The sequence below is a fragment of the Alsobacter sp. P4_H11 genome, from assembly GCF_056400925.1.
The window spans coordinates 116,314-138,106 of sequence record NZ_JBFUKI010000002.1; the positions used below are offsets into that span (position 1 = coordinate 116,314).

19 protein-coding genes and 1 tRNA gene are annotated in these 21,793 nt (G+C 68.7%); 11 read left to right on the plus strand and 9 right to left on the minus strand.

The window, feature by feature from the left end; all coding sequences use genetic code 11:
• Positions 1 to 37: 37 nt before the first annotated feature.
• Both AC1DSZ_RS03975 and AC1DSZ_RS03980 read left to right on the plus strand, forming a co-directional pair.
• Entirely contained in the window at positions 38 to 517 is a 480-nt protein-coding gene (locus tag AC1DSZ_RS03975) for an MmcB family DNA repair protein (RefSeq protein WP_476837091.1), read from the plus strand.
• Between the two features lie 19 nt (positions 518 to 536).
• A complete protein-coding gene (locus AC1DSZ_RS03980; RefSeq protein ID WP_476837092.1) occupies positions 537 to 1,244 on the plus strand; it encodes a sulfate transporter family protein in 708 nt (235 codons plus the stop codon).
• A gap of 17 nt (positions 1,245 to 1,261) precedes the next feature.
• On the opposite strand, the gene AC1DSZ_RS03985 is transcribed toward AC1DSZ_RS03980, so the two are convergent.
• Both AC1DSZ_RS03985 and AC1DSZ_RS03990 read right to left on the minus strand, forming a co-directional pair.
• Positions 1,262 to 2,260: a complex I NDUFA9 subunit family protein gene (locus AC1DSZ_RS03985; RefSeq protein ID WP_476837093.1), complete on the minus strand. Its 999-nt coding sequence runs from the start codon at positions 2,258 to 2,260 to the stop codon at positions 1,262 to 1,264.
• Positions 2,261 to 2,294: 34 nt separating this feature from the next.
• Complete coding sequence (locus AC1DSZ_RS03990) at positions 2,295 to 2,663, minus strand: hypothetical protein (protein ID WP_476837094.1); 369 nt, start codon at positions 2,661 to 2,663, stop codon at positions 2,295 to 2,297.
• 234 nt (positions 2,664 to 2,897) lie between these two features.
• Between AC1DSZ_RS03990 and AC1DSZ_RS03995 the strand changes: the two genes are divergently transcribed.
• Positions 2,898 to 2,984 (plus strand) — tRNA-Leu (locus AC1DSZ_RS03995).
• Between the two features lie 107 nt (positions 2,985 to 3,091).
• On the opposite strand, the gene AC1DSZ_RS04000 is transcribed toward AC1DSZ_RS03995, so the two are convergent.
• On the minus strand, positions 3,092 to 3,487 hold the full coding sequence (locus tag AC1DSZ_RS04000) for a DUF1801 domain-containing protein (RefSeq protein ID WP_476837095.1): 396 nt from the start codon (positions 3,485 to 3,487) through the stop codon (positions 3,092 to 3,094).
• 359 nt (positions 3,488 to 3,846) lie between these two features.
• On the opposite strand from AC1DSZ_RS04000, the gene AC1DSZ_RS04005 reads away from it, so the two are divergent.
• The 7 genes from AC1DSZ_RS04005 (at position 3,847) to ptsN (ending at position 10,398) form a co-directional block, all read left to right on the plus strand.
• Entirely contained in the window at positions 3,847 to 4,461 is a 615-nt protein-coding gene (locus AC1DSZ_RS04005) for a ribonuclease D (RefSeq protein WP_476837096.1), read from the plus strand.
• Between the two features lie 175 nt (positions 4,462 to 4,636).
• Entirely contained in the window at positions 4,637 to 5,323 is a 687-nt protein-coding gene (gene lptC / locus AC1DSZ_RS04010) for an LPS export ABC transporter periplasmic protein LptC (RefSeq protein WP_476837097.1), read from the plus strand.
• Entirely contained in the window at positions 5,320 to 6,015 is a 696-nt protein-coding gene (locus tag AC1DSZ_RS04015; protein WP_476837098.1) for an LptA/OstA family protein, read from the plus strand. The genes lptC and AC1DSZ_RS04015 overlap by 4 nt, the downstream gene beginning before the upstream one ends.
• Positions 6,016 to 6,328: 313 nt before the next feature.
• Positions 6,329 to 7,141: an LPS export ABC transporter ATP-binding protein gene (gene lptB, locus AC1DSZ_RS04020; RefSeq protein ID WP_476837099.1), complete on the plus strand. Its 813-nt coding sequence runs from the start codon at positions 6,329 to 6,331 to the stop codon at positions 7,139 to 7,141.
• Between the two features lie 430 nt (positions 7,142 to 7,571).
• A complete protein-coding gene (gene rpoN / locus AC1DSZ_RS04025; protein ID WP_476837100.1) occupies positions 7,572 to 9,137 on the plus strand; it encodes an RNA polymerase factor sigma-54 in 1,566 nt (521 codons plus the stop codon).
• A 115-nt stretch (positions 9,138 to 9,252) separates the two neighbouring features.
• Positions 9,253 to 9,843 carry a ribosome hibernation-promoting factor, HPF/YfiA family gene (hpf, locus tag AC1DSZ_RS04030; RefSeq protein ID WP_476837101.1) on the plus strand — a complete coding sequence of 197 codons (591 nt, stop codon included), beginning with the start codon at positions 9,253 to 9,255 and terminating at the stop codon, positions 9,841 to 9,843.
• An 87-nt stretch (positions 9,844 to 9,930) separates the two neighbouring features.
• Positions 9,931 to 10,398 carry a PTS IIA-like nitrogen regulatory protein PtsN gene (ptsN, locus tag AC1DSZ_RS04035; RefSeq protein WP_188516028.1) on the plus strand — a complete coding sequence of 156 codons (468 nt, stop codon included), beginning with the start codon at positions 9,931 to 9,933 and terminating at the stop codon, positions 10,396 to 10,398.
• A gap of 127 nt (positions 10,399 to 10,525) precedes the next feature.
• On the opposite strand, the gene ggt is transcribed toward ptsN, so the two are convergent.
• The 4 genes from ggt to AC1DSZ_RS04055 form a co-directional block, all read right to left on the minus strand.
• Entirely contained in the window at positions 10,526 to 12,268 is a 1,743-nt protein-coding gene (gene ggt, locus AC1DSZ_RS04040; protein ID WP_476837102.1) for a gamma-glutamyltransferase, read from the minus strand.
• 266 nt (positions 12,269 to 12,534) lie between these two features.
• Entirely contained in the window at positions 12,535 to 13,308 is a 774-nt protein-coding gene (locus AC1DSZ_RS04045) for an ATP-binding cassette domain-containing protein (protein WP_476837103.1), read from the minus strand.
• A gap of 10 nt (positions 13,309 to 13,318) precedes the next feature.
• A complete protein-coding gene (locus AC1DSZ_RS04050; protein ID WP_476837104.1) occupies positions 13,319 to 15,571 on the minus strand; it encodes an ABC transporter permease in 2,253 nt (750 codons plus the stop codon).
• Between the two features lie 211 nt (positions 15,572 to 15,782).
• Positions 15,783 to 16,865, minus strand: a complete 1,083-nt coding sequence (locus AC1DSZ_RS04055; protein WP_476837410.1) for a substrate-binding domain-containing protein — start codon at positions 16,863 to 16,865, stop codon at positions 15,783 to 15,785.
• 282 nt (positions 16,866 to 17,147) lie between these two features.
• Here AC1DSZ_RS04055 and AC1DSZ_RS04060 point away from each other — a divergent pair, with 282 nt between their 5' ends.
• Positions 17,148 to 17,912: an SDR family NAD(P)-dependent oxidoreductase gene (locus AC1DSZ_RS04060; protein WP_476837105.1), complete on the plus strand. Its 765-nt coding sequence runs from the start codon at positions 17,148 to 17,150 to the stop codon at positions 17,910 to 17,912.
• Positions 17,913 to 17,931: 19 nt separating this feature from the next.
• Here the strand turns inward: AC1DSZ_RS04060 and AC1DSZ_RS04065 are convergent, their stop codons facing one another.
• Both AC1DSZ_RS04065 and polA read right to left on the minus strand, forming a co-directional pair.
• Positions 17,932 to 18,282 carry a RidA family protein gene (locus AC1DSZ_RS04065; protein WP_476837106.1) on the minus strand — a complete coding sequence of 117 codons (351 nt, stop codon included), beginning with the start codon at positions 18,280 to 18,282 and terminating at the stop codon, positions 17,932 to 17,934.
• Positions 18,283 to 18,506: 224 nt separating this feature from the next.
• Positions 18,507 to 21,569, minus strand: a complete 3,063-nt coding sequence (gene polA / locus AC1DSZ_RS04070; protein ID WP_476837107.1) for a DNA polymerase I — start codon at positions 21,567 to 21,569, stop codon at positions 18,507 to 18,509.
• Positions 21,570 to 21,793 lie beyond the last annotated feature (224 nt).

Genomic DNA, 21,793 nt, shown 5'->3' on the forward strand with positions numbered 1-21,793 from the left:
TGTTTCCACGAAACACGGCATGGATTAGACTCCTCGGATGCTTGCATCCGCGATTCTTTCCCCGCCGGTGGACGGCCGGCAATCCGAAACGGCGTCGGCGGTGTGCCGCGGCACGCGCCGGCTGCTGACAGGGCTCGGCTTCGCCTCCGTGACGGAGCTGCCGCTGGCGTCCGGCCGGCGCGCCGACATCGTCGCGCTGGGGCCGGACGGCACGGTGTGGATCGTCGAGATCAAGTCCAGCGTCGAGGATTTCCGGACGGACCGGAAATGGCCGGACTACCGGGCCCATTGCGACCGGCTGTATTTCGCCATTCCCGGCCATGTGCCGGAAGGCATCATGCCGCCGGACGCCGGGCTGATCGTGGCCGACGCCTATGGGGCCGCGGTGCTGCGCGACCCGGACGAGCACCGCATGGCGGCCGCGACCCGCAAGGCGCTGCTGATCCGCTTCGGGCAGGCCTGCGCGGGCCGGCTGCACGCGCTGTTCGACCCGGAAGCCGGCAGCGGCATGCTGTGACGCTCAGGATTTCCCGCCCATGATCTTCGACGCCGCGCTCCGGGCTTTCCGGCAAATCCTGTCGCCGCCGTTCCGGAAGGTGCTGTGGAAGTCGCTCGGGCTCACGGCCGTGCTGCTGGCGCTGATCTGGGCGGCGCTGACCAAGCTCTTCGCCTATTGGCTGGGCAGCTCCGCCTTTGTGGCCGAGCACCCCTGGGTGGACGCCTATGCGGTGTTCCTGGCCGGCTTCGGGCTGGTGATCGGGCTTGGCTACCTGATCCCGCCGGTGAGCATGCTGGTGGCCGGGTTCTTTCTCGACGACGTCGCCGAGAAGGTGGAGGCGCTGCACTATCCGGCCGACGCGCCCGGGACGGCGCTGCCGGTCGCCACTTCACTCTGGGAGGCGGTGCGCTTCGCCGGGGTGGCGCTGCTGGTGAATTTGGTGGCGCTGATCTTCCTGCTGATCCCGCCGATCAACATCGCGGCGTTTCTGGCCGCCAACGCCTATCTGCTCGGGCGGGAATATTTCGCGCTGGCGGCGGGGCGGTTCCGGCCGCTCACGGAGGTGCGGGCCATGCGCGAGCGCAACGCCGGGACGGTGCTGTTCGCCGGCTTCATCATCGCCTGCATGGTGGCGGTGCCGATCCTCAACCTCCTGACGCCGCTGTTCGGCACGGCCCTGATGGTGCACGTGCACAAGCGCCTCTCGGCGCGCGAGGACGCGCGAGCGGCGCTGCCGGCGCGGTGAGCGGCGCTCAGCTCAGCTCAGGCGAACTTGCTGGCGTCGAACTGGCCGCGGGCGCGGAAGCGGTAGAGGTAGGACGGGACCACGGCCTCGATGAGCTCGGGCGTGAGGCCGACGCCTTCCAGCGTGCGGCCTTCCGCCTTGGCGGCGTCCGACACGACGTTGTCGACCTGCAGCAGGCGGACCTGGTCGCGCGTGAGCTTCAGGGCGTCGGGCAGGAGGCCGAGGCTGATCTTGTCCACGAACTCCAGCACGCTGGCCTGGATGTTGGCGGCGCCGAAGGGCAGCGGCGCGAGCAGGCGCTTGCGGCCCGTCACGGCGAGCACGTATTCGAGGATCTGCCGGAAGGTCTTCACCTCCGGGCCGCCGCACTCGTAGACGACGCCGGTGCGGATCGTCCCGTCGATGGCGCGGCACACCATCTCCGCCACGTCGCCGACGAAGACTGGCTGGAAGCGGGTTTCGCCGCCGCCGACCAGCGGCAGCACGGGCGACATGCGGGCGAGCGACGCGAAGCGGTTGAAGAACTGGTCCTCGGGGCCGAACACGATGGAGGGCCGCAGCACCACTGCCTCGGGCACGCTCGCGAAGGCGGCGGCCTCGCCGGCCGCCTTGGTGCGGGCGTAGTCCGATTCGGAGTCGGGGTCGGAGCCCAGCGCCGACATCTGCACGAGGCGGGTGATCCCGGCGGCGGCCGTCGCTTCCGCGACCGCGCGGGCGCCGTCGGCCTGCACGGCCGTGAAGGTCTGGTTGCCGCCCTCGCTCAGGATGCCGACAAGGTTGACCACCGCATCCGCGCCCGCGATCGCGGAGGCCACGGAGGCCGGGAAGCGCAGGTTGGCCTGCACGGGGTGGATCTGGCCGACGCGGCCGAGCGGCTGGAGGAAGAGCGCGAGGTCAGGCCGGCGCACCGCGACGCGGATGCGGTAGCCGCGGCGCGCCAGGGCGCGCACGACGTGCCGCCCGACGAAGCCGGACCCGCCGAAAACGGTGACGAGTTGGTTGGACGTCGGGATCATGGCTGGTCTCCTGCGCGTAACAGGAGGCTCTTAGTCAATGCCAGTCGCGCTGTATAGAGGACGAACGACGCGAGGACCGGGCGCGCACCGGAATGGGCTGCAAACGATAGCGACGCCCGCCGCCGGGGCCGTCGTCGTCGCCCTTGGGCAGCGACATGATCGCGCCGCCGGCCACGAGGCTGCCGAACGTCACCATGAAGCCGACCGCCAGCAACGCGAAGGCGACGTAGCCGCTGTCCGATTCGGCGATCAGCCGGCGCAGTCCATGCGCGTCGAAGGCGAGAAGCGCGACCGCGAAGACGAGCCCAAGCAGCGCGCCAAGCGCCGCGTGTTCGAGCACGAGCCGCAGAACCGGGTGCCGCTTCATGAGCGGCGGGAGCTTGCGGCCGGCGTTCCTGTTCATCGCATCGCCTCTGGGGCTTTGTGCCATGGTGATATGGTGGGGCCGCGAATGCGTCCTGACAAGGGCAGACCGCCGCGACGTCCCCGCACAGTCAAGTTGAGGTTTCGGGAGCGTTTCGCCCGTGGCCGGAATGGGGCCGCACCTCGGGTCGGCGAAGGACGGCCGAAGAATGTTCGCGAATGGGCCCGGGGCGGCGTTGACACACCTGAATCCCCCCCTTAGAAAGCGCGCCGGGCCCAGGTGGCGGAATTGGTAGACGCGCTGGCTTCAGGTGCCAGTGTCCGAAAGGACGTGGAGGTTCGAGTCCTCTCCTGGGCACCATCGCAACCCTGCCATGCAGGCGCGGTGGAGCCCGGCCCGACGAAAAAAAGCCGCCTTCGGGCGGCTTTTTTGTTGCGCGGGATTTAGTTGGGCGGCTCCGGTGCGCGCTACTTGCGCTTCGCGCGGTTCAGGTCGGCGGCCGCCCGGATCAGCGCCGTGAAGGCTGCTTCGTCCGGAGCCTCGCCCTCGTGGATGTCGATCGCGCGTCGCGTTCCGCCTTCGAGGCTGGCGTTGAACAGGCTGGCTGGGTCCGGCAGCGAGGCCCCTTTGAGAAAGGTCAGCTTCACGGCCGCCTTGTAGGTCTCGCCCGTGCACAGGATGCCGTTCAGCGACCAGACCGGCACGCCGCGCCATTTCACCTCCTCGACGACTTCGGGCTCGGCCGCCCGGATCAGCGCGCGGACGCGGGCCAGCGCCTCGCCCCGCCAGTCGCCGAGCGCGGCGATCTTCGCGTCGATTTGCTGGGTGGCGGTTTGCGTTTCCGTCGTGTCATCGGTGGTCATCAGGCGGGCTCCCGTGCTGGCCGGCAGGCTCTCGCGGTTCGGGCAGGCAGGCAAGGCTGAAGCACAAGCCGCGATGAGCGCGCGACCGCCGTAAACCACGCGTCGGCGATTCTTGAGCGCTGCCGGAACGATCTCCGTCGGTACGCCGTTATTCGGGCATCTTTCAAACGGAGGCTGGACATGAACAGCGTGATTTACATCGTCGGACTGGTGGTTGTGGTGATTGCGGTGCTGTCGTTCTTCGGACTGCGCTGATCGGCAGCCTCGATTGGAGAAACCGGTGGTTCCGGGCGGCGAAACCGTGGTAACGCGCTAGGCAACGCGCGCCGCCCCGGCCGCTCTCCGGACGCCGGTTTCCCATGACCATTCGACTGCACCAAGGCGACCTGCCCGATCACGCCTCGTTCGGCCCGATCGTGGCGATCGACACCGAGACCCTCGGGCTCAATCCGCTGCGCGACAGGCTCTGCCTCGTGCAGCTTTCCTCTGGCGACGGCGACGCTGATCTCGTGCAGATCGCGGCCGGCCAGACGAGCGCCCCCAACCTGCAGCGGCTGTTGGCCGACCCGCAGGTCATCAAGCTCTTCCATTTCGCGCGGTTCGATCTCGCCGTCCTGTTCCACACCTTCGGGGTGATGCCAGGGCCGGTGTACTGCACCAAGATCGTCTCCAAGCTGGTGCGCACCTACACGGACCGGCACGGCCTGAAGGATCTCGTGCGCGAACTGCTCGGCCAGGAGATCTCCAAGCAGCAGCAATCCTCCGACTGGGGCGCGGCGACGCTCACGGACGCGCAGCAGAGCTACGCGGCCTCGGACGTGCTGCACCTGCACGCCATGAAGGTGAAGCTCGACGCCATGCTGGCTCGGGAGAACCGCACGGATCTCGCCCAGGCGGCGTTCACATTCCTGCCAACCCGCGCGCGGCTGGATTTACTCGGCTGGGCCGAAACGGATATCTTCGCGCACGCTTAAGCACGCGACGGGCAGACGCTGGCAAATTCCGGCCGGGCGCCCCATCTATGCGATACGACTCTGCCGCGGAGCCCGACGCCGGGCCCGCGATACGCGCGCCGCGACAGGCGCGATCCGGCGGACGGACACCGTCGTCGCGCCCCTGCGACGGCCCAGACGGAGATCACCAGCCTCCATGGCGACGGGAAGCACGCGGTTCGGACAGCAGACGCCCGGAACGCAGCGGCGCTACGATGCGGCGCTGCGGCACTCGGGGCGCGTGCGTTGGCTGCGGCGCATCATCCCGATCGGCGCCGTGCTGCTGGTGCTCGGCGTGGGGTTCTTCGCGTTCTGGAACCCGTTCCGGGCCATTCCGGACGGCGTGTCGGTGGGGCCGCTCAGCATCAACGGCACGAAGGTGACGATGGAGGCCCCGAAGCTCTCGGGCTTCAAGAAGGACAAGCGCCCCTATGAGGTGACGGCCCGCTGGGCCTCGTCCGACGTCAAGAACCCCAACGTGATCGAGCTCAAGGACATCAAGGCGCGCATCGCCCTGCAGGACAAAGGCTTCGCCAATGTGGAGGCGCTGAACGGCGTCTACAACTCGCAGGCCGAGGCCATCCAGCTCAAGGACGACGTGCGGGTGAAGACCGACACGGGCTATGACGTCGCCATGAAGGTCGCGGACGTGAACTTCAAGGCCGGCACCGTGCAATCCACCGAGCCGGTCGAATTGAAGTTCACCGGCGGGACGATCCGCGCAGACGCGCTCGAAATGCTGGACAACGGGCAGGTTGTGATCTTCAAGGGGCGCGTCCACACAGTGATGCTGTCCGACCAGAGCGACCGGCCCGCCGGCCAGGCCAAGGGAACGACCCCATGATCCGCGCTTTCGCCCGCCCCACCCTCGCGTTGATGGTCGCCGCCGGCGCGCTGGCGCTGGCCGCCGCGCCCCCCGCTTCGGCGCAGACCCCGGCCAAGAAAAGCGCCGGCCTGCCGGGCTTCGGCGGCAACTCCAAGGAGCCGATCAAGATCGACGCCGACAAGCTCGAAGTGTTCAACAAGGAGCAGCGCGCGGTCTACACCGGCAACGTCATCGCGATCCAGGGCGACACCACGATCAAGTGCCCGACCATGATCGTGTATTTCGAGCGGCAGAACAAAGCCGCCCCGACTGCGGCGAACGGCCAGGCTACGGCGGCCGCCACGCCTGCCGCGACCCCCGCCGCCGCGCCGGCTGCGCCTGCGGCAGCCCCGGCCGCCGATGGCGAGGGCGAAGGCGGCACGCAGCTCAAGCGCGTGGAGGCCAAGGGCGGCGTGATCGTGATCAACAAGGACCAGATCGCCACCGGCAACGAGGGCGTGTTCGACCGCGGCTCCAACCGCATCGTCCTGACGGGCGACGTCGCGCTGAGCCAGGGCGAGAACGTCACCAAGGGCCAGAAGCTCGTCTACAACACCGAAACCGGCGTCGCGATCGTCGAGGGGGGCCGCGTGAAGGGCTTCTTCGTGCCCGGCAACGACGAGGCCGACGCCAAGAAGAAGCCGGCCGCCCCGGCCAAGCCGAAGAGCTGAGGCCATTCAAGGCCACGGAACACAATGCCCCTCATCCTGAGGAGCCATGCGCCAGCATGGCGTCTCGAAGGGCGAGGGGTCCAGTGCGCTGGATGATTGAGTTCACTTGAGCCCCTCGTCCTTCGAGACGCAGGCCCAAGGGGGCCCGCTCCTCAGGATGAGGGGTTCGGTGCGACTGCTTCGATTTATCAAAGTCGAGAGCGCTTTGACTTTGTTTTCCCTGGCCGCCCACGGCCACACTGCGAGATGATTGCGGGTTGGCCTGTCCTTGGCTAGGAACAGGCGCGCTCCGCGCCACCCGGACCCCGAGCTCATGAATTTCCTGTCCCGCAAACACGAGAGCGCGCCCGGCCAGCCCACGGCCCCGGGCGGCATGGGCGTCGGGATGGACGACGAGGGCGGCCCCGGCGTCCTCCTGGTGCGCGGACTCGCCAAGAGCTATCGCGGCCGCGCGGTGGTGCAGGACGCCGGCCTGACGGTGCGGCAGGGCGAGGCGGTCGGCCTGCTCGGCCCAAACGGCGCGGGCAAGACCACCATCTTCTACATGATCACCGGGCTGGTGAAGGCCGATCGCGGCCGGATCTCGCTGGACGGGCACGACATCACGCCGCTGCCGATGTATCGGCGTGCGCGGCTGGGCATCGGCTACCTGCCGCAGGAGGCCTCGATCTTTCGCGGCCTCAACGTGGAGGACAACATCCGGGCCGTGCTCGAGGTGGTGGAGGCGGACCGCGACAAGCGCGAGGCTGACCTCGATTCGCTGCTGGAAGAGTTCGACATCAAGCGGCTGCGGCAGTCGCCCTCCATCGCGCTGTCGGGCGGTGAGCGGCGGCGCTGCGAGATCGCCCGCGCGCTGGCCGGGCGGCCCTCCTTCATGCTGCTGGACGAGCCCTTTGCGGGCATCGACCCCATCGCGGTGGGCGACATCCAGGCGCTGGTGCGCCACCTCACGGGCCGCGGCATCGGCGTGCTGATCACCGACCATAACGTCCGCGAGACGCTGGGACTGATCGACCGCGCCTACATCATCCACTCGGGACGGGTGCTGATGGAGGGCAAGCCCGACGAGATCATCGCCAGCGAGGAAGTGCGGCGGCTGTATCTGGGCGAGGACTTCCGGCTTTAAGCCGACGGTCCAACTGCCCATTAGCGCCCATCAACCGAGCAGTCCCCTGAAAGCCCTCATCCTGAGGAGCAGGCCCGCTTGGGCCTGCGTCTCGAAGGACGAGGGTTCCATGAGGCTGATCGTGGGAGCGCTCTGGTGTTCCTCGTCCTTCGAGACGCATCGCCAAGGGGCGATGCTCCTCAGGATGAGGGGATTGCGTGGTCATCCCGACTTCGACCGGCGCTTCGGCGCGGATCGCGGACGGTTGCGATTCTCCGCCCATCGCCACGCGCGGTTGTGCGTCCGCGGCGACGACGCAATTCGTTAAACACCGGACGCGTTAGTCGGGCCCGACCCTTTGACCAGCCTGTAAAAAGCGCGGTAAAACAGCCCCAGCAAATTTCGTGCCGGGACCCGCGTGGTCACGCCGAAGTGTGGGGCGCGATACGGTATGAGGTTCTCTCAGCGGCTGGAAATCCGCCAGGGGCAGTCCCTGGTGATGACGCCGCAGCTCCTGCAGGCGATCAAGCTGCTGCAGTTTTCCAGCATCGAGCTGGTGAACTACGTGGACGCCGAGCTCGAGCGCAATCCGCTGCTGGAGCGGGCCGAGGAGCCCGACGGGCCGGTGGAGCGAACCGCCGATGCGTTCGAGGCCGCCGACGCGCCTTCGGGCGAGACCGAATGGGCGCCAGCCGAAATGGCCCCCGAGCGCGGCGAGATCGACGACCGCCAGGACACCAGCTTCGACAATGTTTTTCCGGACGACGCCCCGGCCGTGACGGCCGAGCCGCGCGCCACCACGGGCGAGGCGGGCGACGGGCTGGGCCTGTCCTCCACCAACTGGAGCGGCGTCGGCGGCGGCGGGCGCGACGGCGACGACGAGGTCAACCTCGAGGCCTTCGTGGCCGCCCAGGGCTCGCTGCACGACAGCCTGACCGAGCAGCTGCAGGTGGCCACCGAGGACCCGGTGGAGCGCCTGATCGGGCTGTCGCTGATCGATCTGGTGGAAGAGTCCGGCTACATCACCGAGCCGGTCGAGCCTGTGGCGGAGCGCCTGGGCGTGCCGCTGGCGGCCGTGGAGCGCGTGCTCGCCATCGTGCAGAGCTTTGAGCCGACGGGCGTGGGCGCCCGTTCCCTGGCCGAATGCCTGCGCCTGCAGCTGCAGGAGCAGAACCGCTACGACCCCTGCATGGCGACCCTGCTGGCGCATCTTGACCTGCTGGCGCGGCGCGACTTCGCCAGCCTGAAGCGGCTGTGCGGCGTCGACGACGAGGATCTCAGCGACATGGTCGCGGAGGTGCGGCGGCTCGACCCGAAGCCCGGCCTGCGCTTCGGCGGGTCGCCGATCCAGCCCGTGATCCCGGACGTTTACATCCGCCAGGCCGCGGATGGCGGCTGGCTGATCGAGCTCAATTCCGACGTGCTGCCGCGCGTGCTGGTGAACCAGAGCTACCTGGCCAAGGTGTCCGGCTCGGCCAAGAGCGACACCGACAAGACCTACCTGACCGACTGCCTGCAGACCGCCAACTGGCTGACGCGCAGCCTGGAGCAGCGGGCCCGCACCATCCTGAAGGTCGCGACCGAGATCGTGCGGCAGCAGGATTCGTTTTTGGCGCTGGGCGTGCAGCACCTGCGGCCCCTGAACCTGCGCACCGTCGCGGACGCGATCGGGATGCACGAATCGACCGTTTCGCGCGTCACCTCGAACAAGTACGTCGCGACGCCGCGCGGCATCTTCGAGATGAAGTACTTCTTCACCGCCTCCATCGCGGCGACACGGGGCGGCGAGGCGCATTCGGCCGAGGCGGTGCGATTCCGGATCAAGCAGATGATCGACGCCGAGAGCCCGCAGGACGTGCTGTCGGACGACGCCATCGTGCAGAAGTTGCGCGACTCGGGCGTCGACATCGCCCGCCGGACGGTCGCCAAGTATCGGGAGGGACTGCGCATTCCGTCGTCGGTCGAGCGCCGCCGCGAGAAGATGGCGCTGAGCGCCGCCGCCCTGGCGCGGGGTTAAGACGCCAGCCGCATTGACTTCCAAACGACCCGTCCTTACGTCTTGCCGACCAGAGAGACGGGCGCTTGGACCCGTCCATTTGTCGCCGGGCACAAGGCGACCGGGAGTGGACCCAATGGCATTGCGCGTCTCGGGCAAAAATCTCGACATCGGCGAAGCGTTGCGGGCACAAGTCGTCGACCGTGTTACGGCGGCGATCGCCAAGTATTTCGACGGCGGCTTCTCGGGCCACGCCATCGTGCAGCGCGAAGGCACGGGCTTCCGGACCGATTGCACGCTGCACCTCGCCTCCGGGGTGACGCTGCAGGCCGAAGGGACGGCGCATGATCCCTATGCGAGCTCCGACCAGGCGGCCGAGCGCATCGAGAAGCGCCTGCGCCGCTACAAGCGCCGCCTCAAGGACCGCGGGCCGGCCCAGGCCAATGGCCGCGTCGTGGAGGCGCCCTATTCGGTGATCCAGACCCCCGACCTCGACGAGGACGAGGAGCCGCAGCAGGAGTTCCACCCGCTGGTGATCGCCGAAACCAAGAAGAACATGCGCACCCTCTCGGTGAGCGAGGCCGTGATCGAGCTCGACCTCACCGGATCGCCCGTCGTGGTGTTCGTCCACGCCGGCAGCGGGCGGGTGAACATGGTCTACCGCAGGACCGACGGCAACCTGGGGTGGATCGATCCTCCCGCCATTACGGCGACCGCCGGCGCCTGATCCCGGCGCCCTTCCGTACACGGATCTTTGGCCCGTTTCGTGCTACGCGGGTCTGGTTCGGCGCGCATCCATGAAGACAAGGCGACCATGCCGCTTTCCGACTTCCTGACACCCGAGGCGGTTCTGCCCGTTCTGAGGGCAAACACCAAGAAGCAGGCCCTCCAGGACCTGGCCGAGCGCGCCTCCGCGCTTTCGGGCCTTCCGGAGCGCGACCTCTTCGACACGCTGCTGCAGCGCGAGCGCCTGGGCTCCACCGGGATCGGGCACGGCATCGCGATCCCGCACGGCAAGCTGGCGAAGTCGCCGAAGCTGTTCGGGCTGTTCGCCCGGCTGGAAAAGCCGATCGACTTCGAGGCGCTGGACGGCGAGCCCGTCGACCTCATCTTCCTGCTGATCGCCCCCGAGGCGGCCGGCGCGGACCACCTCAAGGCTCTCGCCCGCGTCGCCCGCGTGCTGCGCGAGCCGGCCATCACGGCCAAGCTGCGCGCCGCCCGCGACGCGGACGCGATCTACGCAATCCTGACGCAAACGGCGAATTCGTCCAACGCGGCCTGAGAGTTCTACCGCCCTCCCGTCATTGCGAGCCGAAGGCGAAGCAATCCAGAGGCTGGGCGCTACGCCCGGCGCCTGGATTGCTTCGCGGCGCTCGCAATGATTGCGGGGTTTACGCCCAGCTCCCCGTCTAATCCCCGATCGCCACGCCTTCGCGGCGGGAGTCGGCGCCGCCCAGGAAGCCGCCGGGCGCGAGCACGATGGCCTGGATGCCGGACGTCATCTCAAGCAGCTTCACTTCGTGGCCCTTGGCCTCCAGGGCGGGTTTCCAGGCTTCGGCCTCGGTGCCGGCCTCGAGCTCGGTGGGGCCGTTGCGGCTGCCCATATTGGGCAGGTCCACGGCGACCTGCGGGTCGAGCTTCCAGTCCAGCAGCCCGACCAGCGTCTTGCCGACGAAGCCAATGATCTGGCTGCCGCCGGGCGAGCCCGTGACCGCATAAAGCCGCCCGAAGGCGTCGAACACAATGGTGGGGGCCATGGAGCTGCGCGGCCGCTTGCCGGGCTCCACCCTGTTGGCCACCGGCTTGCCGTCGTCGGTCGGGGCGAAGTTGAAGTCCGTCAGCTCGTTGTTGAGCAGGAATCCACCCTCGGTGAGCAGGCGCGAGCCGAACCCGTCCTCGATGGTGGTGGTCATCGAAACGGCGTTCATCTCGGCGTCCACCACCGAGATGTGGCTGGTGCCGTGCTCGATCCCGTCCGAGGGCGCGAGCAGCAGGTCGGTCTTGCGCATGGGTGGCTCGCCGGCCTTGGCCTTGCCCATGCTGCGGTCCGGGTTGGCGAGCGCGGCGCGGCTCTTCACATAAGCGGGGTCGATGAGCCCCTCGACCGGCACGCTCACGAATGCGGGGTCGCCGAGGTAGAGCGCCCGATCCGCGAAGGCGAGGCGCCCGGCCTCCGCGAACCAGTGCGCGGCGTCGGCGCCGCGCAGGCGCGCCATGGGCTGCCCCTCGAGCACGCCCAGCATCTGCTGCACGGCGACGGCGCCGGAGCTCGGCGGGCCCATGCCGCACACCCGGAACGCTCGGTAGCGGCCGCACACCGGCTCGCGCTCCACCACGCGATAGCGCTGCAGATCGCCCAGCGTCATGTCGCCTGGATTGGTGGGATGGCCCTGCACGGTGGCGACGATGTCCTCCGCGATCTCGCCCGTGTAGAAGGCCTGCGGCCCCTGCTCGGCCAGGACGCGGAAGGTGCGCGCCAGCGCCGGATTTTTCAGCGTCACGCCGGCTTCGAGCGGCTTGCCGTCAGGATAGTACAGCGCCTTGGCGCGCGGATTGGACGACAGGAACTTCTCCTGCGCGAGCAGCCCAGCCAGCCGCGGCGACACCACGAAGCCGTTCTCGGCCAGCCGGATGGCCGGCTCGAACAGCCGACGCCATTGGAGGCGGCCCCAGCGCTCATGCGCCTCGCCGAGCAGTTGCGGCGTGCCCGGCACGCCGACGCTGCGCCCGCCCACGACGGCCGTGTAGAACGGCATGGGCTTGCCGTCCGCCGCCATGAAGCGCGTCGGCGTTGCGGCGGCCGGGGCCGTCTCGCGCCCGTCGAGCGTGTCCACCTCGCGTTTCCTGGCGTCCCAATGCACCAGGAAGGCGCCGCCGCCGATGCCGGAGCTCTGCGGCTCCACAAGATTGAGCACGAGCTGCGCCGCGATGGCGGCGTCCACCGCGCTTCCGCCTGCCCGCAGCATCTCGCGGCCGGCCTCGGCGGCAAGCGGGTTGGCGGCCGCCACCATGTAGCGCGTCGCCTCCTGGGTGGTGCGCACCGCACGGCCGGTCGCGCCTTCCGGCGCCGGCGCCTGCGTTGCCGGGGCTGTCTGGGCCAGCGACGCCGCGCTGGTGAGAAGGACGGCCAGAACGGCCAGTTTGACGCGCATCAGGAGATCCTCCGCAGACTTCTTGACCGCCATGGTGCGCCAGAGCGGTGACGCTCGCAAACGGGAAAGGGAGGCTGAGGCCCCAAGCGATGCTTTGGATTGGGCTGTCATCCCCGGCGACCTGCGCAGCAGGTCGGGAAGGGGATCCAGGGGCGAGCGCCTTTGCCCTTGGATCCCCTTCCCGGCGCTACGCGCCGCCGGGGATGACGGAGAGAGTTGTGGCTAGTGGAAACTGAGATGATCACAGGTCGGCGCGCGCCCGCCCCTCACGCCGCCTTTGCGAGCGCCTCGTCGGCCGTCAGGGCGGTCTCGGGCGAGCCGGAGACGATAAGCTCCAGCACCTCACGTTCGTCCGTGTGCTTGACGTAGCGGTCGCCGACATTCTCGCCGCGCTTCAGCACCATCACGCGGTCGCCGACTTCGAAGATGTCGGTGAGCCGATGCGAGATGATGACCTGCGCGACGCCCTGGCGCTTCAGCTCCGCCATGGTCTCCAGCAGGCGCTCGGTCGCCATCACGGACAGGTTGGCGGTGGGCTCGTCGAAGATCACGACGCGCGGGTTGAACGAGATGGCGCGCGCGATGGCGACGGATTGCTGGCGCCCGCCCGACAGGCTTTCGACCTTCTGGAACACCGAGTTGACGTCGACCTTGAGGCGCTTCAGCACCGCGTTGGCCTCCGCGTACATGCGCGGGCGATCCACGAAAAGGCCGAAGCGGCGCGGCCAGCGGCCCAGAAAGATGTTCTGGCCGATGTCCATGTTCCCGCACAGCGCGAAGTCCTGGTAGATCATCTCGATGCCGACGTCGCGGCTCTCCTGCGGGCTGCGAAACTGGGTGGGCTGGCCGTCCACCAGCACGTCGCCGCCATCGCGCCCATAGGCTCCGGTCATCACCTTCATGAGGGTGGACTTGCCGGCCGAGTTGTCGCCGACGAGGCCGAGGATCTCGCCCGGCCCGAGCGTGAAATTCACGTTGCGCAGCGCGTGCACGGCGCCGAAGTGCTTCTGGATGCCGCGCATCTCGATGACGGGTGTCATGCGGTGATCCTCACGAGCGGCGGCGCACAAGGCGCGCCAGGATGTTTTCCTGCCGGATCCAGATGTCGCCCACCACCGCGCCGATCAGCACGAGGCCAATGAACACGTTCATCCAGTGCTGCGGCATCACGAAGGACGAGCCGTCGGCCAGGATGAGCTGCAGCGACAGCAGCGAGCGGATGAGCGTGATGGCCGCCGCGCCCGCCAGCGAGCCCAGCACGGTGCCGAAACCGCCGAAGATCGAGCCGCCGCCGATGATCACGGCCGCGATGCCATCGAGCTCGCGCAGGTTCCCGGCCGACGGATTGAACGAGCGGTAATAGGCCACGTAGATGACGCCGGCCGCCGAGGCGCAAAGCGCCGAGAACACCAGCGACCAGAAGCGCACCGCGCGGGTGTCGATGCCCGCATAACGCGCCGCGCGCTCGTTGCCGCCCACCGCGTAGACCATCTGGCCCCATACCGTGCGGGCGAGCACGATCCCGGCCAGGAGGGCGACGAGCCCCAGAAACAGCGTCTGCACGCTCACGGCCTTGGCGACCGCGAGCAGCAGCCCGGACGAGGGCGCCGCGCCGAACCATGTCAGCACCTCGAAGAGGTTGCGGCCCATGAGGTTGAAGTTTTCGGAAAAGCCCGAGAGCTGACGCCCGGCCACCAGCCAGGCCCCGAGGCCGCGCGCGATGTAGAATGTGCCGAGCGTGGCCACGAAGGCGGGCAGGCCGAAGCGCACCGTGAGCAGGCCGTTGACGACGCCGCACAGCGTGGCGCCGACCAGCGCACACAGCACCGCCACTGCGGGGTCGGCCCCGAGCTCCTTCATCAGAAAGGCCGCGATGGCGCCCGACAGCGCCAGCACCGAGCCGACGGACAGGTCCACGTCCCCGTTGGCGAGCACGAAGGTGAGGCCGACGCTGACCAGCGCGATTTCGGTGAAGGCGAGCAGGAGGTTGAAGGAGTTGTCGAGCAAGCCCCAGAAATCCGGCCGCAGCCAGAGCCCGACCAGCCACAGCCCCACGGTGAGCATGATGGCGGCCGCGTCCCGGCGGGCCAGGAACGCGCGGATGCCGGCCGCTCCCACGCCCCGGGCATCAGATCCCGCGCCACGGGTTTGCGCGCCCACGATGGCGGCTTCGCCCCGGTCGGCGGCGGGCGGGGCGGCGCGCCGGCGCAGCAGCGCCCAGACGCGCGCAGCGCCGCCGCCCTTGATGGCCCAGGGCTCGATCAGCACGGCGCCGAGCAGGATCAGGCCCAGGAAGGCCGGGACGGCGCCGGGCGGCAGCTGCGCATAGGCCTGCACCTCCATCTTGACGCCGCCGACGTCGATCTCGCGCGTGATCGGGATGCCCTCGCGCAGCACCTTGTCGATCAGCACCACCAGCGCGGCGCCCAGGCAGGCGCCGACCACCCTGCCGCGCCCGCCCGCGATGGAGGCGCCGCCCACGATCACGGCCGCGATCACGACGAGCTCAGCCCCGCCGCCATATTGCGACGTAATGCCCTTGTCCTGCGCGACGATCATCAGCCCGGCCAGCGTGGCGCCGAGCGCCGAGAGCAGGTAGGCGCGCAGGCGGACCCAGCGGGTCGGGATGCCCGCATAGGAGGCCGCCTGCTCGTTGCCACCGACCGCATAAGTCTCGTAGCCCATGCGGGTCTTGGCCAGCGCCAGCGCGCCCAGCACGGCTACGGCGGCGAAGATCAGGATCTGGCTGTTGAAGCCGAGCGCGTTGGTTTCGCCCCAGCCGAAGAACCAGCCATCCGCCACGGCCTTGCGCTCGAACGCGACCGTCTTGCCGCCCGTGAGGCCGAGCACGAAGCCGCGGCCGATGAACAGCATGGTGAGCGTGGCGATAAAGGCCGGCACCTTAAGGCGGGTGACCAGTACGCCGTTGACGAGGCCGACCGCGAGCCCGGTGAGCACCGCGCCGAAGATGGCCCAGCCGGCCCCGAGATCGAGGTGAGACGGCGCGTAGAGAATTGAGAAGACGGTTGCGACCAGCCCCATGATGGAGCCGACCGAGAGGTCGAGCTCCTTGTTGACGATCACGAACGTCATGCCGACCGCCATGACGCCATAGCGGGCGGTGTCGCGCAGCACGGACGAGACGGCGTCCGTGGAGCCGAAGAAGCCGGGGTTGATGAAGACGCCCACGAGGTAGAGCGCCGCCATGAACACGAGGATGCCCACCTCCCAGCCGCCCGCGAGCTGCAGCGGCAGGGAAGCCGGCCTGCCGGCGGCCGGTGGGGCCGAGGCGACGCTGGTCATGGGCATCCTCGGTTGGAGGCTCGTTGTCTCAGCACCTCGCCGTCATTGCGAGCGCAGCGAAGCAATCCAGAGGCAGGGTCAGCTGGCGCCGAGCTTGTCGCCCGGCGCCTGGATTGCTTCGTCGCTGCGCTCCTCGCAACGACGGGGTGGCCATGGATCCCCTTCCCGGCGCTGCGCGCCGCCGGGGATGACGCGAAGACGATGCTACGCGTCAATTCTCGAAGCGCTTGCCGATCTTGTCGACCGTGTCCTTGGTGACGAGCTGCGCACGCGTGTCCAGGTTGGCGGCCGCGATCCCGCGGTCGATCTGGAGGTAGAGCTGCGCCACCGGCCAGAAGCCCTGCAGGAAGGGCTGCTGCCCGAGCGAGCCCGTGAGCGCGCCGGTGCGGATCTGCTCCTGCTGCTTGGGCCCGAGATCGAAGCCAAAGGCGCAGACCTGGTTGTTCTTCTTCACCTGGCTGATGGCGTCGCCCAGCGCCGGGGTGACGAAGCCGTTGGCCGCGAAGGCGCCGACCACGTCCTTGCGGCTCTCGATCAGCGTCACGATGGAGCCGACGATGTTGTCCTTGTCGACGTCGATGCCGATGTTCTGCGGGCCGGCGTCGACCTTGAAGTCCTTGAGCTTGCCGGCGGCGTTCAACGCCTTCACGGTGGCCTGGAAAGCGGCCGTGATGCGGTTGTTGACCTCGACATTGCCGAGCGTCGTGGTGTTCGGGAAGATGATCGTCCCGCCCTTGACGTTGTTCTTCACCAGGCACTGCACCAGCGCCTCGCCGCCGATCGCGGCCGCGCTGGCGTCCTGGCCGGTGTGCGAGATGCCGTTGCGGTTGGTGATGGCGGGATCATACGAGTTGGTGGTCGCGACCGGGATGCCGCGCTCCATCAGCTTCTTGACGAGGTCGTTGTACGCGCCCGACTGCGGGGTCGTCATGATGACGCCGTCGATGGTCGGGTCCTGGACGATCTGGTTGAGGATCGCGATCTCGCGCGGGATGTCGTCCACCGGGGCTTCCGAGCCCAGCATGATGAGGTTGACGCCGAACGCCTTGGCGGCCACCTGCGCGCCCACATAGGTGGGATCGAAAAAGCCGTTGCCGGCCGTGTGGGTGACGATCGCAAAGGTGAGCTTGCCGTCCTTCGAGTTGAAATCCTTGGTGCCGGGCGCCTCCTTGGCGGCGTCCTCGAACGAATAGCCGCCGACCGCCTTGTTGAGCGCGCCCGACTGGGCGTGGGCGGCGAGGCTGATCAATGAGATGCCGGCGGCCAGCGCGGCCGTGCGCAGGAATGACTTCATCGAGGCGCCCTCCAGGTCGCCGTTCGCCGCGCCGATTGTTCCGGCGTCCACCGCGACGGCATGCGCCACGGTATCGGCCCGGGGGCGAAAATCAAGGATGACGTGCGCCGCTCTTTCCATGCCTTTTGAGGCGCTTGGATCGCCCCGCTGAGCTTGCAATTCCTGGTTGAGGTACGTGCCTCTCATTTAGGCGCACCGGGTGGCGGACCGCGCGGGGTTGTGCCAAGGTGCCCCCCAACCAGAAGCCGCTCGCCGGGCGGCCGGGCAACACGGAGGATCATCATGGCGCAGGGAGCCATCTACCCCGATCTCGAAAGCAAGGTCGTGATCGTAACCGGCGGCGGCAGCGGCATCGGCGAGGCCATCGTCCGCGCCTTCGCGCGCCAGAAAGCCAAGGTGGGCTTCCTCGACATCAACAAGCCGGCCTCCGAGAAGGTCGCGGCCGAGCTCGCCGGACAGGGCGCCACCGTGCAGTTCGAGCATTGCGACCTCACCGACATCGCGGCGCTGCGCGCGTCGATCGCGGCGATCCGGGCCAAGCTCGGTTCCGTGAGCGTGCTGGTCAACAACGCCGCCCATGACGAGCGCCACAAGACCGAGGACGTGACGCCCGAATACTGGGACGGGCGCATCGCCGTGAACCTGCGCCACCAGTTCTTCTGCGCCCAGGCGGTGCTGGAGGACATGAAGGCAGCGCGGGCCGGCTCCATCATCAATTTCGGCTCGGTGTCCTGGATGGTCGGCCAGGGCGGCATGGCGGCCTACACGGCGTCGAAGTCCGGCGTGATCGGCCTGACGCGCTCGCTGGCGCGCGATTTCGGCGAATACAACATCCGCGTCAACGCCATCGCGCCGGGCTGGATCATGACGCAGCGGCAGCTCGACCTGTGGCTCACGCCCGAGGGCGAGAAGGAGCTGATGGAGCGCCAGTGCCTGAAGCGCAAGCTCGTTCCGGACGACCTCGCCAAGTTCACGGTGTTCATGGCGTCCGAGGAAGCCGGCGCCTGCACGAACCAGCATTACGTGGTGGACGGCGGCTGGGTGTAGCCGCCGCCGCGAGCGGCCCTTAGCGGGCCGCCACCATGACGATCTCGACCGTGTAGGCCGGGGCGGCGAGCTTCGCCTCCACGGTGGCGCGGGCCGGGGTGTTCCCCTGCGGGACCCACGCGTCCCAGACGGCGTTCATCTCGCCGAAGGTGGAGATGTCGGCGAGGTAGATGGTGGCGGAGAGGACCTTGGTCTTGTCCGTGCCGGCCTCGGCCAGCGTCTCGTCGATCTGGGCCAGGATGTCGCGCGTCTGCTCGGTGACGCTCTTGCCCTTGGCGGCGTCCGCCACGTGGCCGGCGAGGTAAACCGTGCTCCCGTGCACCACGGCGTCGCTCATGCGAGGGCCGCAACCGATGCGTTCGATGGTCATTTGGGGTTCTCCGTTGGGGAGCCCCGGATTAGGGCGGCGGCGAGGGAAGCGCAAGGCGAGTCGACCGGCGCTTATTGGTTTGCTTTCTGTTGGGAGGGCTTCAGGGGCGCTCGCGCCACCCTCCCGTCATTGCGAGCGAAAGCGAAGCAATCCAGTCTGACGCCAGATCGTTAGACTGGATTGCTTCGCCTCTGGCTCGCAATGACGGCGAGGCCCGGCGAGGCTCAGTGCGCCTCGTCCCAGTTATGCGCCGCCCTTGCGTCCACCTGCAGCGGCACGGCGAGTTGCACGGCCGGGTGCGGGGCGTCCTCCATGACGCTGCGGATGATCGGGATGGCCTTTTCGAGCTGCTCGTCCGGCACCTCGAACACGAGTTCGTCGTGCACCTGCAGCAGCATCTTGGCGGAGACGCGCGCCTTTTCGAGCGCCGGCTCCATGCGCACCATGGCGCGGCGGATGATGTCGGCGGCCGAGCCCTGGATGGGGGCGTTGATGGCGGCGCGCTCCATGAAGGCGCGTTCCTGCGGGTTCTTGGAGTTGATCTGCGGGTAATGCGCCCGGCGGCCGAAGATGGTGGTCACGTAGCCGTTGGAGCGCGCGAACCGCTTCGTCTCCTCCATGTAGTCCTTGATGCCGGGGAAGCGCTCGAAATATTTCTTGATGTAGGCGCCGGCCTCCTCGCGCGGAATGCCGAGCTGGTTGGCGAGGCCGAAGGCCGAGATGCCGTAGATGATGCCGAAATTGATCGCCTTGGCGCGGCGGCGCACCATCGGGTCCATGCCCTCCACGGGCACGCCGAACATCTCGGACGCCGTGAGGGCGTGGATGTCGATGCCCTCCGCGAAGGCGTGGCGCAGTTGCGGGATGTCGGCCACGTGGGCGAGCACGCGCAGCTCGATCTGCGAATAGTCGGCCGACACCAGTTTCGTGCCCGGCGCCGACACGAAGGCGGCGCGAATCTTGCGGCCTTCCTCGGTGCGGATCGGGATGTTCTGGATGTTGGGCTCGGACGATGAGAGCCGCCCCGTGGTGGTGGACGCCATCGAGAAGCACGTGTGTACACGATGCGTCTGCGGGTGCACATAGCTCGGCAGCGCGTCCGTGTAGGTGGACTTCAGCTTCGAGAGCTGGCGCCAGTTGAGGATGCGGGCCGGCAGCTCGTGGCCCTGCTCGGCGAGTTCGTCGAGCACGCCGGCCGATGTCGACCATGCGCCGGTGGCGGTCTTCTTCGCGCCGGGCAGGCCCATCTTGCCGAACAGGATGTCGCCCAGCTGCTTGGGCGAGCCGAGGTTGAAGGGCTCGCCCGCGAGCTCGTGGATCTCGGCCTCCAGCCCGGCCATCTTCTGCGCAAACTCGCCCGACAGGCGCGACAGCATCTGCCGGTCGATCGAGATGCCGCGCTCCTCCATGCGGCCCAGCACGGTGCTGAGCGGGCGCTCCAGCGTCTCATAGGCGGTCGCCATGCCCTCGGCCGGCAGGCGCGCCTTCAGCACCTGCCAGAGCCGGAAGGTGACGTCCGCGTCCTCGGCGGCGTATTCGGTGGCTTTGTCGATGGCCACGCGGGCGAAGCCGACGAAGCTCTTGCCGCTGCCGGCGACCTGGCCGAACTGGATCGACGTGTGGCCGAGCACGCTCTCGGCCAGCGCGTCCATGCCGTGGTTGGCGCGGCCGGCGTCCAGCACATAGGAGAGCAGCATGGTGTCGTCGGCGGGCGCCACGTGGATGCCGTGGCGGCACAGCACCATCCAGTCATACTTGAAGTTTTGCGCCACCTTGAGGACGCTCCTGTCCTCCAGCAGCGGCTTCAACCGGGCCAGCACGTCGGCCAGCGGCAGCTGGTCGGGCAGCAGGTCGGCCCCGCCGAAGAGGTCGCCCTTGCCCTCGCCCTTGTGGCCGACTGGGACGTAGCAGGCCTTGCCGGGCGCGGTGCAGAGCGAGAAGCCGACGAGCTCGGCCTGCATGGCGTCGAGAGAGGTGGTCTCGGTGTCGAACGCCACCATCCCGGCGTCGCGCGCCTGCGCGATCCAGGCGTCGAGGCGCTCGGCCGTCCGCACGGTCTCGTAGGAGGCGAGGTCGAACGGGATGGCGCGCATGCGGGCCGCGATCTCGCCCGCCACATGGCCGGGCGTCGGGCCGGCGGCGTCGCCCGCCGCCGAGGGGGCGGCCGGAACGGTGTTTTCCGCGCCCTTGTAGGAGCCGGCGCGCGTCTGCGGCGCGCCCATGGCGGCGCTGCGGCCTGGCCGGGCGGCGGCGTCGCCCTCGGCCGGCGCGGGCGTGAAGCCGGCCGCGCCATGCCAGCCGGTCGCCGCGCCGGGAGCGGCGAGCTCCGGGTCGGCGTCGATCTCGGAGGCGTCCAGACCATAGGCCTCGCAGACGCGGCGCGTGACGGCGCCAAACTCCATGGCTTTCAGGAAGGCGACGAGGCGCTTGGGATCAGGGTCATGCACCCCGATGGTGTCCAGCGGCCGATCCAGCGGCACGTGCTTGTCGAGCAGCACGAGCTTGCGCGACATGCGGGCCTTGTCGGCGTTCTCGATCAGCGCCTCGCGGCGCTTGGGCTGCTTGATCTCGTGGGCGCGGGCGAGCAGCGTCTCGAGGTCGCCGAACTCGGTGATGAGCTGCGCGGCGGTCTTCACGCCGATGCCGGGCACGCCCGGGACATTGTCCACCGGGTCGCCGATCAGCGCCTGCACCTCGACGACCTTCTCGGGCTGGACGCCGAACTTCTCGACCACCTCGTCGCGGCCGATGCGCTTCTCCTTCATGGTGTCGTACATGGTCACGCCGTTGCCGACGAGCTGCATGAGATCCTTGTCGGAGGCCACGATGGTGGTGGTCGCGCCCGCCTCGCAGGCGACGCGTGCATAGGTGGCGATGATGTCGTCGGCCTCGAAGCCGTCCTGCTCGACGCAGGGGATGTCGAAGGCCCGCACGGCGTCACGGATCAGCCGGAACTGCGGCCGCAAATCCTCGGGCGCCTCTGGCCGGTGCGACTTGTATTCATCGTAGAGCGCGTTGCGGAACGTGACGGCGGATTTGTCGAACACCACCGCCAGATGCGTCGGCTTCTCGCCCGCGACCGAGTCGCGCAGGAGGCGCCACAGCATGTTGCAGAACCCCGCCACCGCGCCGATCGGCAGCCCATCGGACTTGCGGGTGAGCGGCGGCAGGGCGTGGTAGGCCCGGAAAATGTAGGACGACCCGTCCACCACGAAGACATGGTCGCCCTTGCGGACGGGGCGAACAGGGGAGCGGGATTCGGGAGAGATGGCGGCGGCGTCGGTCATGCGCCTGTTCTACACGCCGCCGCGGCGGCGGGCGAGAGGGCGAGACGCCGCCGCTGTGAACGCGCGAAGCGCCACCCTCCCCCTTCGGATCGTCGACGCACTCGGGCGGGACACGCTCGATCGACCTCCCTCCCCCTTGTGGGGAGGGAGTGAGGGTGGGGGTCGCGCCATGTCTGTCTTAGGCGAACGAGTCCTGTTCATACAGAGACCCCCACGCCTAACCC

Coding starts and splice junctions, on each gene's coding strand:
- AC1DSZ_RS03975 (WP_476837091.1), top strand. CDS start 38: ATGCTTGCATCCGCGATTCTTTCCCCGCCGGTGGACGGCCGGCAATCC.
- AC1DSZ_RS03980 (WP_476837092.1), top strand. CDS start 537: ATGATCTTCGACGCCGCGCTCCGGGCTTTCCGGCAAATCCTGTCGCCG.
- AC1DSZ_RS03985 (WP_476837093.1), bottom strand. CDS start 2,260: ATGATCCCGACGTCCAACCAACTCGTCACCGTTTTCGGCGGGTCCGGC.
- AC1DSZ_RS03990 (WP_476837094.1), bottom strand. CDS start 2,663: ATGAACAGGAACGCCGGCCGCAAGCTCCCGCCGCTCATGAAGCGGCAC.
- AC1DSZ_RS04000 (WP_476837095.1), bottom strand. CDS start 3,487: ATGACCACCGATGACACGACGGAAACGCAAACCGCCACCCAGCAAATC.
- AC1DSZ_RS04005 (WP_476837096.1), top strand. CDS start 3,847: ATGACCATTCGACTGCACCAAGGCGACCTGCCCGATCACGCCTCGTTC.
- lptC (WP_476837097.1), top strand. CDS start 4,637: ATGGCGACGGGAAGCACGCGGTTCGGACAGCAGACGCCCGGAACGCAG.
- AC1DSZ_RS04015 (WP_476837098.1), top strand. CDS start 5,320: ATGATCCGCGCTTTCGCCCGCCCCACCCTCGCGTTGATGGTCGCCGCC.
- lptB (WP_476837099.1), top strand. CDS start 6,329: ATGAATTTCCTGTCCCGCAAACACGAGAGCGCGCCCGGCCAGCCCACG.
- rpoN (WP_476837100.1), top strand. CDS start 7,572: ATGAGGTTCTCTCAGCGGCTGGAAATCCGCCAGGGGCAGTCCCTGGTG.
- hpf (WP_476837101.1), top strand. CDS start 9,253: ATGGCATTGCGCGTCTCGGGCAAAAATCTCGACATCGGCGAAGCGTTG.
- ptsN (WP_188516028.1), top strand. CDS start 9,931: ATGCCGCTTTCCGACTTCCTGACACCCGAGGCGGTTCTGCCCGTTCTG.
- ggt (WP_476837102.1), bottom strand. CDS start 12,268: ATGCGCGTCAAACTGGCCGTTCTGGCCGTCCTTCTCACCAGCGCGGCG.
- AC1DSZ_RS04045 (WP_476837103.1), bottom strand. CDS start 13,308: ATGACACCCGTCATCGAGATGCGCGGCATCCAGAAGCACTTCGGCGCC.
- AC1DSZ_RS04050 (WP_476837104.1), bottom strand. CDS start 15,571: ATGACCAGCGTCGCCTCGGCCCCACCGGCCGCCGGCAGGCCGGCTTCC.
- AC1DSZ_RS04055 (WP_476837410.1), bottom strand. CDS start 16,865: ATGAAGTCATTCCTGCGCACGGCCGCGCTGGCCGCCGGCATCTCATTG.
- AC1DSZ_RS04060 (WP_476837105.1), top strand. CDS start 17,148: ATGGCGCAGGGAGCCATCTACCCCGATCTCGAAAGCAAGGTCGTGATC.
- AC1DSZ_RS04065 (WP_476837106.1), bottom strand. CDS start 18,282: ATGACCATCGAACGCATCGGTTGCGGCCCTCGCATGAGCGACGCCGTG.
- polA (WP_476837107.1), bottom strand. CDS start 21,569: ATGACCGACGCCGCCGCCATCTCTCCCGAATCCCGCTCCCCTGTTCGC.